Raw genomic sequence first — 12,383 nt, forward strand, 5'->3', positions numbered from 1 at the left:
ACCCCGCGTACGCTGGTCCGGGTGACGAGCCAGGTGGAAGTGCACGTACTGGTTGACGATCCGGGCGACCCGCGCAGCCGTGAGGTGGGGCTGGACTTCCCCCGCGAGTGGGTCGAGTTCGTCGACCCGGCCGACGAGCGGCACCTCGTCCGCGCCGACCTGACCTGGCTGTTGTCCCGCTGGACGTGCGTCTTCGGCAAGGGCTGCCACGGCATCATCGCCGGCCGGGCCACCGACGGCTGCTGCTCGCACGGCGCGTTCTTCACCGACGGCGACGACGAGAAGCGGGTCCGGGCGGCGGTCAAGCGACTCACCCCGCAGACCTGGCAGCACTTCCGCCGGGGCGTCAAGAACTGGACCGCGGACGACACGATCGACGGCAAGAACCCGGCCCGGCGCACCGCCACCCGGGACGTGGACGCGCCGTGCGTGTTCCTCAACGACGCCGACTTCCCCGGCGGTGGCGGCTGTGCCCTGCACGGTCAGGCGCTGCGCGACGGGGTGCACCCGCTGGAATACAAGCCGGACGTCTGCTGGCAGCTGCCGATCCGCCGCGAGCAGGACTGGACCAAGCGACCGGACAACACCAAGGTGCTGGTCTCCACGCTGACCGAGTTCGACCGGCGGGGCTGGGGCGCGGGCGGGCACGACCTGGACTGGTGGTGCACCTCGTCCACCGACGCGCACGTCGGCACCGAGCCGATGTACGTCTCGTACGGCCCGGAGCTGACCGCACTGATCGGCGCGCCCGCGTACGCGAAGCTGGCGGAGCTGTGCGGGGCGCGGCTGCGCCAGGGCCAGGTCGCGCCGCACCCGGCCAGCGAGGGCTGACCGCCGAACCTATTCCCGCGCGTCGGCCGGCAGGACGACCACGCCGTCGTCGTCGCTGTGCACCTCGGCTCCGGGCGTGAAGACGCAGTTGCCGAACGACACCGGCACGTCCCGCTCGCCGGCTCCCGTCTTCGCACTCTTGCGCGGGTTGGCGCCGAGCGCCTTGATCCCGATCGGCAGGGCGGCCAGCGCGGTGACGTCCCGGACCGCGCCGTTGATCACCACCCCCGCCCAGCCGTTCGCCGCCGCGGTGCCGGCGATCAGGTCGCCCATCAGGGCGGTGTGCACCGATCCGCCGCCGTCCACCACCAGCACCCGGCCCTCCCCCGGCTCGGCGACGATCGACTTGAGCAGGGCGTTGTCCTCGAAGCAACGCACCGTGACGGCCGGCCCGGCGAAGGCGCGGGCGGCGCCGAACTGGCGTAGCTGGGTGTCGCAGGAGCCGAGCACGTCGCCGTACCGGTCGTAGAGGTCGGCGGTCGGAGTCAGCATGGTTCTTCCCTCTCTGGTCGGGGTGTCGGATCGGGGGGTGGGCCCTGGTGCAGTCCGGTCGCGGCGAGGGCCGCGCCGGCCAGGCCGGCGGCGGTGCAGGCGAGCACGCCGGCCGCCCCGGCGCCGGCGGCGAGCGCGCCGGCGGCGCTCGGGATGACGACCTGACCGAGCCGGTTGCCGGTGAGGCGCAGGGACATTGCCCGGCCGCGCAACCCGGGCGGGGCGGACTCGGCCAGGAACGACATGGTCAGCGGTTGCCCGGCCCCCAGGCCCAGGCCGGAGACCGTGACCACCACCACCATCGCCCAGAGCGGCAGGGGCGGCAGCAGCAGCCCGACACCGGCGGCGGAGAGGGCGACGGTGCCGACCAGCAGCCGGCGCCGGCCGACGGCGGCGACCAGCCGGCCCAGCAGCAGCCGCGAGGCCATCGACGCGACCGCCCGCAACCCCAGCAGTACGCCGATGGAGCCGGCGGCGATGCCCCGCTCGGCACCGAGGGCGGGCAGGTAGACCAGGGTGATGTCGACCGCCGCCAGGACGACGCAGCTGACCGCGAGGGCGCGCACCAGTCCGGGCTGGCGGAGCAGGCCGGCCAGTCCGCCGGCGGCCGGACCCGCCGCCTGCCGGTGGTGCGCCGAGGGGCGGAGGAACGCGGCAGCGACCAGCAGTGGCAGGGTGAGCGCCGTGGCGCCGAGGAAGATCGCCCCGGTGTCCGGGATCGGGCGGTCCCCGCCGAAGACCACGATCAGGCCGGGTCCCAACGCCTGGCCGAGCGAGGCGGCGAAGGTGTAGTAGCCGAAGGCCGCGTCGTACCGGTCCGCCGCGGTGCGGTTGGCGACCAACGCCTGCTGGCCCACCACCGCGCAGAGGTGGCCGGTGCCGAGCACCATGCTGGCCACGACCAGGCCGGCGACCGAGTCGGCGAAGAGCACGAAGCAGGCGCCGGCGGCGGCGAGCAGGCCCGACCCGGCCAGCACGATGCGGCGTTCGCCGAACCGGTCGACCGCGTGGCCGGAGGGAACCGCCAGCACCAGCGGCACGACGGCGAAGCTGGCCCCGAGCACGCCGAGCCAGGCCGCCGGCACGTCCAGGTCCAGGGCTCGGTACGCCGACGCCGGGCGCAGCATGAAGGTGACCGCCTGCACCACGATGGTGTGCGCGAGCAGCAGGCCCGTCTGAGTACGCACGGGGACCCCGGTCAGCCCGGGATCCCCGTGCCCGACGCGGGACATCCCACTCAGTCGGCCTTCACGGCGAGCACCGGGCAGGGCACCCGGAGCAGGATCTCCTGCGCGGTCGACCCCATGATCAGCTTGCCCACCGGGGTGCGGTGCCGGATGCCGATCACCACCAGCGAGATCTCCTCCGCCTCGGCGATCTCGGCGATCTCCTCGGCCGCGTCCCGGCCCCGCACCAGCTGCCGGACGGTGTGCGGCACCCCGTCCGCGGTCAGCTCGCGAACCACCCGGGCCAGGTCGCCCTCCTGGGCGAAGCGCGGGTCGACGTAGGCGTCGCCGCGCGAGGTGTTCACCACCAGCACCGGCTCGTCGCGGAACCGGGCCTGCTCGACGGCGGCCCGCAGGGCCGCCTCACCCAGGGCCGAGGGGACGTACCCCACCAGCACGGTCATCGGGTCACCAGCCTTTCCCGAACTCCTCGGACGACGAAGCGGCCGAGCACCGGCCAGAGCAGCACCACCAGGACCACGGCGTAGATCGTCCAGGAGACCCAGCCGCCGAGCAGGCCGTGCAGCTCGCCGCCGGAGAGCTGCAACGCCCGCCGGCCCTGGAGCTCGGCGCGCGGGCCGAGGATCACCCCGACGATCAGCGGCAGGATCGGCAGCCCGAAACGCCGCATGCCGAACCCGAGCAGGCCGAGGGTGAGCAGCAGGAACAGGTCGAACGGCTGGGCGTTGACGGCGTACGCGCCCATCGAGGCGAAGAAGAGGATCCCGGCGTAGAGGTACGGGCGGGGAATCCGCAGCAGCCGCGCCCAGGCGGGCGCGAGCGGCAGGTTCAGCACCAGCAGCAGCAGGTTGCCCACGAAGAGGCTGGCGATCAGCGTCCAGACCAGACCGGACTCCCGCTCGAAGAGCAGCGGGCCGGGCTGGATGCCGTACTGCTGGAAGGCGGCCAGCATCACCGCGGCGGTGGCGTTGGTGGGGATGCCGATCGCCAGCATCGGCACCAGCGTGCCGGCGGCGGAGGCGTTGTTGGCCGCCTCCGGGCCGGCGACGCCCTCGATCGCGCCCCGGCCGAACTCCTCCGGGTGCTTCGTGAGCTTCCTCTCCGTCGTGTACGAGAGGAACGTCGGGATCTCCGCGCCGCCCGCCGGGAGCGCCCCGAACGGGAACCCGTACGCGGTGCCGCGCAGCCACGGCTTCCAGGACCGCTTCCAGTCCTGCTTCCCCATCCACGGCCGCCCGACCGGGATCACCTCGGCGGCGCGGCGGCGCAGGTGCGCGGCGATCCAGAGGGCCTCACCGACGGCGAAGATGCCGACCGCCACCACGACCACGTCGATGCCGTCGGCGAGCTGCGGGATGCCGAAGGTGAGCCGCTGCTGACCGGTCTGGTCGATCCCGACCACGCCGATCACCAGGCCGATCAGCAGGGAAGCGAAGCCGCGTACCCGGGAGGCGCCGAGCACCGCGGTGACCGCCACGAACGACAGCAGCATCAGCGCGAAGTAGTCCGGCGCGCCGAGGCTGATCGCGAACTGCACCACCGGCGGGGTCACCAGCACCAGCAGCAGGGTGGCGATGGTGCCGGCGACGAACGAGCCGATCGCGGCGGTGGCCAGCGCCTGCGCCGCGCGTCCCGCCTTCGCCATCTTGTTGCCCTCGATCGCGGTCACCACCGAGGACGACTCGCCGGGGGTGTTCAGCAGGATCGAGGTGGTCGAGCCGCCGTACATGCCGCCGTAGAAGATGCCGGCGAACATGATGAACGCCTGGGTGGGCTCCATCCCGTAGGTGACCGGCAGCAGCAGCGCCACCGTCATCGCCGGACCGATGCCGGGCAGCACGCCCACGGCGGTGCCGATGGTCACCCCGAGCAGCGCGATCAGCAGGTTCATCGGGGTCACCACGTTGGCGAACCCGTCGAGCAGGTTTCCGAGGTTGTCCATTACAGGATCCCTTGCAGCACGCCCGCGGGCAGGTTCACGCCGAGCCCGATGGCGAACGTGTAGAAGGTGATCAACGACAGCGCGACGGCGATCAGCAGGTTGCGCACGTGGTGCCGGTTGCCCAGCGCGTAGGCCGAGCCCCAGAAGAGCAGCGTTCCGCTGATCACCCAACCGAGCCGGTCGATGAGCACGGCGTTGACCAGGAAGGCGCCGATCAGCAGCAGTACCGTCCGCCAGTCGATCGGGGTGGTCAGGTCGACGTCCTCGCCGGCCTCCGGCTCACCGCTGCCGCCGCGCGCCACGTCCACCGCGTAGATCGCGGCGACGATCAGCAGCAGCACACCGAGCAGGATCGGCACGGGCTTCGGGCCGATCGGGTCGGCGGTGCTGATCGCGTGCCCGGTGCGGGCCGCGTCGACGATGACCAGCCCGCCGACCAGCGCCAGGAACGCGCAGACGGCGTACTGCGCCCGGTCCGGCTTCCCGGTCAGCGCCGCACCGTCGGCCGGGTTCGCGGCGGCGGGCGCGTCGTCGGCCGCGGCGGGCCGCGCCACCGCCGGCAGGTCCGGCGTACGCTCCGCGGCCGGCGGGACCGCCTCGGCCCCCGCCGCGGGGGTCGCCGGATCGGCGGCCCCTGCGGTCGGCTGCGCCGGGATCGGCGGTACGGCGGGGACGCTCTCCCCACCCGCCGCCGGGCGGGGCGGCGAGTCGCCGCCCCGGTCCGGTGAGGTCGTCATGCCGCTCATGCCAACCCGAGCTGCTTGAGCAGGTCCGCCACCGACTTGTCCTGCTCGGTGAGGAAGGTGGCGAACTGGTCTCCGGTGACGAAGGCGTCGGTCCAGCCCCGCTTGGCCAGCTCGGCCTTCCACTCGTCGGACTCGTGCATCTTCGTCAGCGCGTCGATCCAGACCTTCTTGTCGGCGTCGCTGATGCCGGGCGGCGCGACGATGCCCCGCCAGTTGGTGAAGACCAGGTCGATGCCGGCGGACTTGAGCGTCGGCACGTCCTTGAGCGCGTCGATCGGCGCCTCGCTGGTGACCGCGAGGACCCGGATCTGGCCGGCCTCGACCTGGTCGAGGAACTCGCCGAAGCCGCTGGCGCCGAAGGCCACCTTGCCACCGAGCACGGCCGGCAGCAGCTCGCCGCCGCCGTCGTACGAGACGAAGTTGACCTGGCGCGGGTCGATGCCGACGGTCTTGGCGAGCTGCATCGGCAGCAGGTGGTCCGGGCCACCGGGGGACGAGCCACCGCCGACCGCGATGCCCTTGGGGTTGGCCTTCCAGGCCGCGACGAGGTCGCCGATCGTCTTGTACGGCGAGTCCTTCGGCACCACGATGGCGCCGGCCTCCTCGATCAGCTTCGCCAGCGGGGTGGTCTGGGTCAGCGTCGCCGACGACTTGGAGGTGTACGAGGCACCGACCACGCCCAGCCCCATCTGCATGGCGAGCTTGCCGTTGCCCTTCTCGTTCACCGTGCGCTGGAGGCCCACGGTGCCGCCCGCGCCGGGCAGGTTGAAGACCTGCACGCCGGTGGCGATCTTGGCGTCCTCCATCACCTTGGCCGCGGTACGGGCGGTGGTGTCGTACCCGCCGCCGGGGGTGTTCGGCACCATGATCCGAAGTCCGGTGGCCGGTTTGCCGTCGCCGCCGGACCCACCCTCGTTCTTGTCCGCGGTGGCCCCGCAGGCGCCCAGCGCCAGCGCCGTGGCGGCGGCGACGCCCATGACCAGGAGTTTTCTCCGAGTTGCCATCATGTTTCTCTTCCGTTTCGAAGGAGTCCGGCGGCAAGATGATGACCCCCGGGCAGATCCCCCGTCTGCCTTCTGTCACCAGCGGAAATTGAGGTCTTTGTGGTCGCGGTCACGCCCCGCCGTACCTTGGCCGGGCAGTTGCTCGTGCTCCAGCTCGCGATCATCGTGGTCGTGCTGGTGGCGGTGGCCGCCGTCTCGCTGGCCCAGTCCGCGGCGACCTTCAACCGGGTGGAGGGGCGGCGGGTGGCCGCCCTCGGCGAGGAGCTCGCCGGCAGCCCGCTGCTGCGCGACCGGCTCAACCAGCCGGCACCGGCGGAGCTGGTCGCCCCGCTGGTGCAGAACGCGCTGAACCGGTCCGGGGTGACCTCGGTGACCGTGGCCGACGCCCGGGGTCGGGTGGTCAGCTCCACCGACCCGACGCTGGTGGGGAGCCCGCTCGTGCTCGGCGATCCCGACGTGGCGCGGGGCCGGGCCTGGTCCGGCGAGCTGGAGGTCGGCGGCTCCCGGGAGCTGGTGGCCCAGGTGCCGGTGCTCGGGGCCCGTGAGTACAACCTCGGGCGGCACCTCGGCGTGGTGATGATCGGCGAGGCCGCGCCGACCTGGTCCGAACGGCTGGTCGGCGCCTCGTCGTACCTCTTCACCTACCTCGGCATCGCCAGCCTGCTCGGCGTGGCCGGGTCGTGGCTGCTGGCCCGGCGGATCAAGCGGCAGACCCTTGGCCTGGAGCCGCGGGAGATCGCCGGCCTGGCCGAGCACCGGGAGGCGCTGTTGCACGGCATCGCCGAGGGGGTGATCGCGCTGGACCCGCAGCAGCGGATCACCCTGGTGAACGCGGTCGGCCGGCGGCTGCTCGACCTGCCCGAGGACTGCCTGGGCCGCAGCCTCGCCGACCTGAGGATCTCCGGCCGGTTGCGGGACGTGCTGGCCGGCGCCGACAGCGACCCGGAGGCCCGGGACGAGGTGGTCGTGCGCGGCGGCCGGGTGCTGGTGATGAACCGGATGACGGTGACCAAGGACGGCCGCCGGCTCGGCTCGGTGACCACCCTGCGCGACCGCACCGAGCTGGCCCGGCTGGAGCAGGAGATCGGTTCGTTCCGCAGCACCACCGAGCTGCTGCGCGCCCAGACCCACGAGTTCGCCAACCAGCTGCACACCATCTCGGGGCTGATCCAGATCGGTGAGCACGACGAGGTGGTCCGGTACGTCGACGCGCTGAGCAGGCACCGGGCCTCGCTCGACCTCACCGTCACCAGCCGGATCCACGACACCGCGGTGGCGGCGCTGCTGATGGCGAAGTCGGCGCTCGCCGCCGAGCGCCGGGTCGAGCTGCGGATCTCCGAGCGGACCGGCCTGGACCGGCTGGAGCCGGCGGTCGCCGCGGACGTCGCGACGGTGCTGGGCAACCTGGTCGACAACGCCGTCGAGGCGGTGGCCGGCGGCCGGGAGGGTCCGACGCCGTCGGCATCCGGCGCTTCGAACGACGCCGGGCCGGGTGGCGGCGACGTGCCGGACCGGCCGGCCTGGGTGGAGGTCGAGCTGCGTCGGGACGCCTCCTCGGTGGAGATCGTGGTCCGCGACTCCGGCCCGGGGATCGCCCCGCAGCTGGCCCAGGAGGTCTTCACCCACGGCTTCACCACGAAGGCGGCCCGGGGCGGCGAGCGGGGCATCGGGTTGGCACTCACCCGGCTGGTCTGTCACCGTCGCGGCGGCGAGGTGGCGGTGACGAACACCGAGGAGGGCGCGATGTTCACGGCCCGGATGTCGGTGACCGGCACTCTGGAGGGGGTCCGGTGATCGACGTACTGGTGGTCGACGACGACTTCATGGTGGCCCGGATCCACCGGGGCTTCGTCGAGCGGATCGACGGCTTCCGGGTGGTGGGCACGGCCAGCACCGGCGAACAGGCGATCGCCGCCGTCGACGAGCTCCGCCCCGACCTGGTGCTGCTCGACCTCTACCTGCCGGACATGTTCGGCCTGGACGTGGTGACCCGGCTGCGGGCCGCCCGGCACGACTGCGACGTGCTGGTGATCAGCGCGGCCCGGGAGGCCGAGGCGGTACGTCGGGCGGTCCGCTACGGCGCGGTCAACTACCTGCTCAAGCCGTTCGGCTTCGACGAGCTGCGGACCCGGCTGGAGCAGTACGCCGCCCGGCGCAACGCGCTGCGCGCCACGGTGGTGAGCGACCAGGCCGACGTCGACCGGGTGCTGTCCCGCAGCGGCGCGCACATCGCCACCTCGAAGCTGCCCCGGGGCCTCAGCGCCGAGACCGCCGAGCTGGTCGAACGCACCCTGCGGGGACACTCGGGGACGTTCTCCGCCGCCGAGTGCGCCAACGCGGTGGGCATCTCCCGGGTCAGCGCCCGCCGTTACCTGGAGCACTTCGCCGACACCGGGCGGGCGGAGGTCAACCTCCGGTACGGCTCCGCCGGCCGCCCGGAGCGTCGCTACGGTTGGGTCTCCTGACGGCCTACGGTTCGAACTTGTAGCCGAGGCCGCGCACGGTGACGATGAACCGCGGCGCGGACGGCTCCGGCTCGACCTTCGAGCGCAGCCGCTTGACGTGCACGTCCAGCGTCTTGGTGTCGCCGACGTAGTCGGCGCCCCAGACCCGGTCGATGAGCTGCCCCCGGGTGAGCACCCGGCCGGCGTTGCGCAGCAGCAGCTCCAGCAGCTCGAACTCCTTCAGCGGCAGCTGGACCGCGGCGCCGTCGACGGTCACCACGTGCCGCTCGATGTCCATCCGGACCGGGCCGGCGGCCAGCGTCGGCGCGCCCGACTCGGTCACCTCGGGGCTCTGCCGGCGCAGCACCGCCCGGATCCGGGCCACCAGCTCCCGTGGCGAGTACGGCTTGGTGACGTAGTCGTCGGCCCCGATCTCCAGGCCGACCACCTTGTCGATCTCACTGTCCCGGGCGGTGACCATGATGATCGGCACGTGCGAGCGCTGCCGCAGCTGCCGGCAGACCTCCGTCCCGGACATCTCGGGGAGCATCAGGTCGAGCAGGACGATGTCCGCGCCGGTCCGGTCGAACTCGGTGAGGGCGGAGGGCCCCGTCGCGGCGACGGACACCTCAAAACCCTCCTTGCGGAGCATGTACGACAGGGCGTCGGAGAACGACTCCTCGTCCTCGACCACCAGAACGCGGCTCAACGGTGCTTCCTCTCGTGCGGTCAGACCTGGCGAAGCTCGGCCGGGCCGGCCTCGATCCCAGCCGACGGCAGTATCGTCTCCAGGTCGGCCGGGGGGCTGGCCGGTAACCGGAGAGTGAACGTCGAGCCCCCTCCAAGAGTGCTCGCCACCACCACCCGGCCGCCATGGTTGCTGGCGATGTGTTTGACGATGGCCAGGCCGAGGCCGGTGCCACCGGTGGAGCGGGAGCGGGCCTGGTCGGCCCGGTAGAACCGTTCGAAGATCCGGTCCACCTCGTTGGGGGCGATGCCGATGCCCTGGTCGGTGACGGCGATCTCGACGTGTTCCTCGTCGGCACGGGTGGCGACCCGGACGGTGGTGCCCTCGCCCGAGTAGTTGATCGCGTTCTCCACCAGGTTGGCCACGGCGGTGGCGATCTGGGCGTCGCTGCCGTACACGGTCAGCCCCTTCTGGCCCTCCGTCACCACCTGGATCTGCCGGGCGGCGGCCGTGGTCCGGGTCCGGTCGATCACCTCGGCGACCACCCAGTCGACCGCGACCGGCTCCGGCGCGGGTTGCGGCTCCGCGCCCTGCAGCCGGGTCAGCTCCAGCAACTCCTGCACCAGCCGGCCCAGCCGGGTCGACTCGTGCTGGATCCGCTCGGCGAAGCGGCGGGCGGCGACCAGGTCCTCGGAGAGGTCCGGCGCGGCCGCGCCGGCGGGTTCGGTGGCGTCGAGCAGCGCCTCGGCGAGCAGTTGCAGCGCCCCGATGGGGGTCTTCAGCTCGTGGCTGACGTTGGCGACGAAGTCCCGGCGGACCCGGGCCAGCCGGTGCGACTCGGTGACGTCGGCGGCCTCGATCGAGATGTAGCCGGCGCCGAGCCCCATCGCCCGCAGGTGCACCCCGAGCGGGTTGACGCCGGGGTTGTCGCGGCCGCGCGGCAGGTCCAGCTCGATCTCGCGCCGCACGCCGGTGCGGCGCACCTGCCCGGCGAGGGTACGGATCAGCGGGTGGGCGGCGATGGAGCCGGGCGTGGCGCCGGTGCGGAGCAGGCCCATCGCCCGGGCGGCCGGGTTGACCAGCACCGGCACGTCGTCCGGGTCGAGCACGACCACGCCGGCGCGCAGTGAGTCGATCGTCTTGCGGCCGAGCCCGGTGAGGGGGCCCTGCTGGTCGTCGGGAATCACGAGCCTCCCTGAGCTCCAGCGGGAGCCACCGCTCCCCGACGACGCCGCCCGGCGCCGCCACTCGCGGACGGGCCCGGACAGCAGCAGACCGGCAACCAGGCCGGTCGCCAGCGCCACGGCCACCACGACCGCCACCACCCATTCCACCCGGCGATCGTAGGGTCATTGTTAACCTGGCTATCGCCCATAACGGGACGAATCATCCTCACTTCCGCAGAAGTTCACTCGCGGGTCCCGCGTCGTTCACCGGAGTTCACCTCCGGTCCGCTCCCCCCGCCTACGGTTGGCGCGCACCCGCTCGACCCATATGCCGGACGCCCCTGCCCCGGGGCCGGCGGCACCGACCCCAGGAAGTGACGATGCGCGACGAGTTCCGGGCCGACCTGCAGATTGTCAGCCAGCTGCTGGTGGACATGGCGGAAGGGGTCCGCGCCGCGATGCGCCAGGCCACCCGCGGCCTGCTCACCGCCGACCGCGAGGCGTCCGAGGCTGTGATCGCGCGGGACGCCGAGATCGACGACCTCTACCGGCACGTCGAGGAGCGGGTCTGCGACCTGCTCGCCCGGCAGGCGCCGGTCGCCTCCGACCTGCGGGCCATGATCACCGCACTGCACGTCGCGGCGGACCTGGAGCGGATGGGCGACCTGGCCGACCACGTGGCCAAGACGGCGCTGCGCCGGCACCCGTCGCCGGCGGTGCCGGCCGAGCTGCGGCCGGTCTTCACCGACATGGCCGCCATCGCCGACCGGATGGCGGAGAAGATCGGCACGGTGCTGGCCAAGCCCGACGCCGACCTCGCCGCCGAGCTGGACCGCGACGATGACGCCATGGACGACCTGCACAAGAGCCTGTTCGGCGTGCTGCTCGGCGACGACTGGCCGTACGGGGTGGAGACGGCGATCGACGCCACCCTGCTCGGCCGCTTCTACGAGCGCTTCGCCGACCACGCGGTGAACGCCGGCGAGCACGTGGTCTACCTGATCACCGGCCAGAGCACGCCCTCGGCGAGCTGACCCGGGCGACGACGAAGGCCCCCGGTCCGTGCGGACCGGGGGCCTTTCGCGGGTACGTCAGCGGCCCTGGTTGGCCACCGCGGCGGCGGCCTCCTTGGCGGCGGCCGGGTCGAGGTAGGTGCCGCCCAGGGTGTGCGGGCGCAGCTGGGCGTCGAGGTCGTAGCGCAGCGGGATGCCGGTGGGGATGTTCAGCTTGGCGATCGCCTCGTCGCTGATCTGGTCGAGGTGCTTGACCAGGGCGCGCAGCGAGTTGCCGTGCGCGGCCACCAGCACCGTACGGCCGGCCAGGATGTCCGGCACGATCGAGTCGTACCAGTACGGCAGCATCCGCTCGACGACGTCCTTGAGGCACTCGGTGCGCGGCATCAGCTCAGTCGGCAGCAGCGCGTAGCGCGGGTCGCCGACCTGCGAGAACTCGTCGTCGTCGGCGATCGGCGGCGGCGGCGTGTCGTACGAGCGGCGCCAGAGCATGAACTGCTCCTCGCCGTACTCCTCAAGGGTCTGCTTCTTGTTCTTGCCCTGGAGGGCGCCGTAGTGCCGCTCGTTGAGCCGCCACGACCGGCGCACCGCGATCCAGTGCCGGTCGGCGGCGTTGAGCGCCAGCTCGGCGGTGCGGGTCGCGCGGCGCAGCACGCTGGTGTGCACCACGTCGGGCAGCAGGCCGTGCTCGCGCATCAGCTCGCCGCCGCGCCGCGCCTCGTTCTCGCCCTTCTCGGTCAGGTCGACGTCCACCCAGCCGGTGAAGAGGTTCTTGGCGTTCCAGTCACTCTCGCCGTGCCGCAGCAGGACCAGCGTCCCGACGGTGGGCCCCTCGCTCGCAGTCATGCCGATCATCCTGCCGCACCCCGC

General features: G+C 72.8%; 13 protein-coding genes. 4 read left to right on the forward strand and 9 right to left on the reverse strand.

The window, feature by feature from the left end:
• Positions 1-21 precede the first annotated feature (21 nt).
• Positions 22-831 (forward strand): hypothetical protein, encoded by an 810-nt coding sequence (locus tag ACTMS9_RS12455; protein WP_441164950.1) that lies wholly within the window; start codon positions 22-24, stop codon positions 829-831.
• Positions 832-840: 9 nt separating this feature from the next.
• On the opposite strand, the gene rraA is transcribed toward ACTMS9_RS12455, so the two are convergent.
• The 6 genes from rraA to ACTMS9_RS12485 are packed head-to-tail and all read right to left on the reverse strand — an operon-like array spanning position 841 to position 6,202.
• Positions 841-1,323, reverse strand: a complete 483-nt coding sequence (rraA, locus tag ACTMS9_RS12460) for a ribonuclease E activity regulator RraA (protein ID WP_441164951.1) — start codon at positions 1,321-1,323, stop codon at positions 841-843.
• On the reverse strand, positions 1,317-2,510 hold the full coding sequence (locus ACTMS9_RS12465; protein ID WP_441142216.1) for an MFS transporter: 1,194 nt from the start codon (positions 2,508-2,510) through the stop codon (positions 1,317-1,319). Before ACTMS9_RS12465 ends, rraA begins: the two co-directional genes overlap by 7 nt.
• 50 nt (positions 2,511-2,560) lie before the next feature.
• The gene (locus ACTMS9_RS12470; RefSeq protein ID WP_210773628.1) at positions 2,561-2,953 is read right to left on the reverse strand and encodes a universal stress protein; all 393 of its coding nucleotides are present in this window, start codon (positions 2,951-2,953) and stop codon (positions 2,561-2,563) included.
• Positions 2,950-4,452 carry a tripartite tricarboxylate transporter permease gene (locus ACTMS9_RS12475; protein WP_441142215.1) on the reverse strand — a complete coding sequence of 501 codons (1,503 nt, stop codon included), beginning with the start codon at positions 4,450-4,452 and terminating at the stop codon, positions 2,950-2,952. The genes ACTMS9_RS12470 and ACTMS9_RS12475 overlap by 4 nt, the downstream gene beginning before the upstream one ends.
• Positions 4,452-5,189, reverse strand: coding sequence for a tripartite tricarboxylate transporter TctB family protein (locus ACTMS9_RS12480; RefSeq protein WP_441164952.1), 738 nt, complete (start codon positions 5,187-5,189; stop codon positions 4,452-4,454). The genes ACTMS9_RS12475 and ACTMS9_RS12480 overlap by 1 nt, the downstream gene beginning before the upstream one ends.
• Positions 5,190-5,194: 5 nt before the next feature.
• Positions 5,195-6,202 carry a Bug family tripartite tricarboxylate transporter substrate binding protein gene (locus ACTMS9_RS12485; RefSeq protein ID WP_441142213.1) on the reverse strand — a complete coding sequence of 336 codons (1,008 nt, stop codon included), beginning with the start codon at positions 6,200-6,202 and terminating at the stop codon, positions 5,195-5,197.
• Positions 6,203-6,301: 99 nt separating this feature from the next.
• Here ACTMS9_RS12485 and ACTMS9_RS12490 point away from each other — a divergent pair, with 99 nt between their 5' ends.
• Together ACTMS9_RS12490 and ACTMS9_RS12495 are read left to right on the forward strand one after the other, a co-directional pair.
• Positions 6,302-7,996, forward strand: a complete 1,695-nt coding sequence (locus tag ACTMS9_RS12490; protein WP_441142212.1) for an ATP-binding protein — start codon at positions 6,302-6,304, stop codon at positions 7,994-7,996.
• Complete coding sequence (locus tag ACTMS9_RS12495) at positions 7,993-8,667, forward strand: response regulator (RefSeq protein ID WP_170285406.1); 675 nt, start codon at positions 7,993-7,995, stop codon at positions 8,665-8,667. The genes ACTMS9_RS12490 and ACTMS9_RS12495 overlap by 4 nt, the downstream gene beginning before the upstream one ends.
• A 4-nt stretch (positions 8,668-8,671) precedes the next feature.
• On the opposite strand, the gene ACTMS9_RS12500 is transcribed toward ACTMS9_RS12495, so the two are convergent.
• Together ACTMS9_RS12500 and ACTMS9_RS12505 are read right to left on the reverse strand one after the other, a co-directional pair.
• Complete coding sequence (locus ACTMS9_RS12500; RefSeq protein ID WP_154941669.1) at positions 8,672-9,355, reverse strand: response regulator transcription factor; 684 nt, start codon at positions 9,353-9,355, stop codon at positions 8,672-8,674.
• 20 nt (positions 9,356-9,375) lie between these two features.
• A complete protein-coding gene (locus ACTMS9_RS12505) occupies positions 9,376-10,647 on the reverse strand; it encodes a sensor histidine kinase (protein ID WP_441142609.1) in 1,272 nt (423 codons plus the stop codon).
• A gap of 233 nt (positions 10,648-10,880) precedes the next feature.
• On the opposite strand from ACTMS9_RS12505, the gene phoU reads away from it, so the two are divergent.
• The gene (gene phoU, locus ACTMS9_RS12510) at positions 10,881-11,534 is read left to right on the forward strand and encodes a phosphate signaling complex protein PhoU (RefSeq protein ID WP_210773633.1); all 654 of its coding nucleotides are present in this window, start codon (positions 10,881-10,883) and stop codon (positions 11,532-11,534) included.
• A 57-nt stretch (positions 11,535-11,591) separates the two neighbouring features.
• On the opposite strand, the gene ACTMS9_RS12515 is transcribed toward phoU, so the two are convergent.
• On the reverse strand, positions 11,592-12,359 hold the full coding sequence (locus ACTMS9_RS12515) for a phosphoglyceromutase (RefSeq protein ID WP_441142211.1): 768 nt from the start codon (positions 12,357-12,359) through the stop codon (positions 11,592-11,594).
• Positions 12,360-12,383 lie beyond the last annotated feature (24 nt).

Origin of the sequence: Micromonospora sp. L31, assembly GCF_052068075.1 — a bacterium.
GTDB classification, from domain to species: Bacteria; Actinomycetota; Actinomycetes; order Mycobacteriales; family Micromonosporaceae; genus Micromonospora; species Micromonospora purpureochromogenes.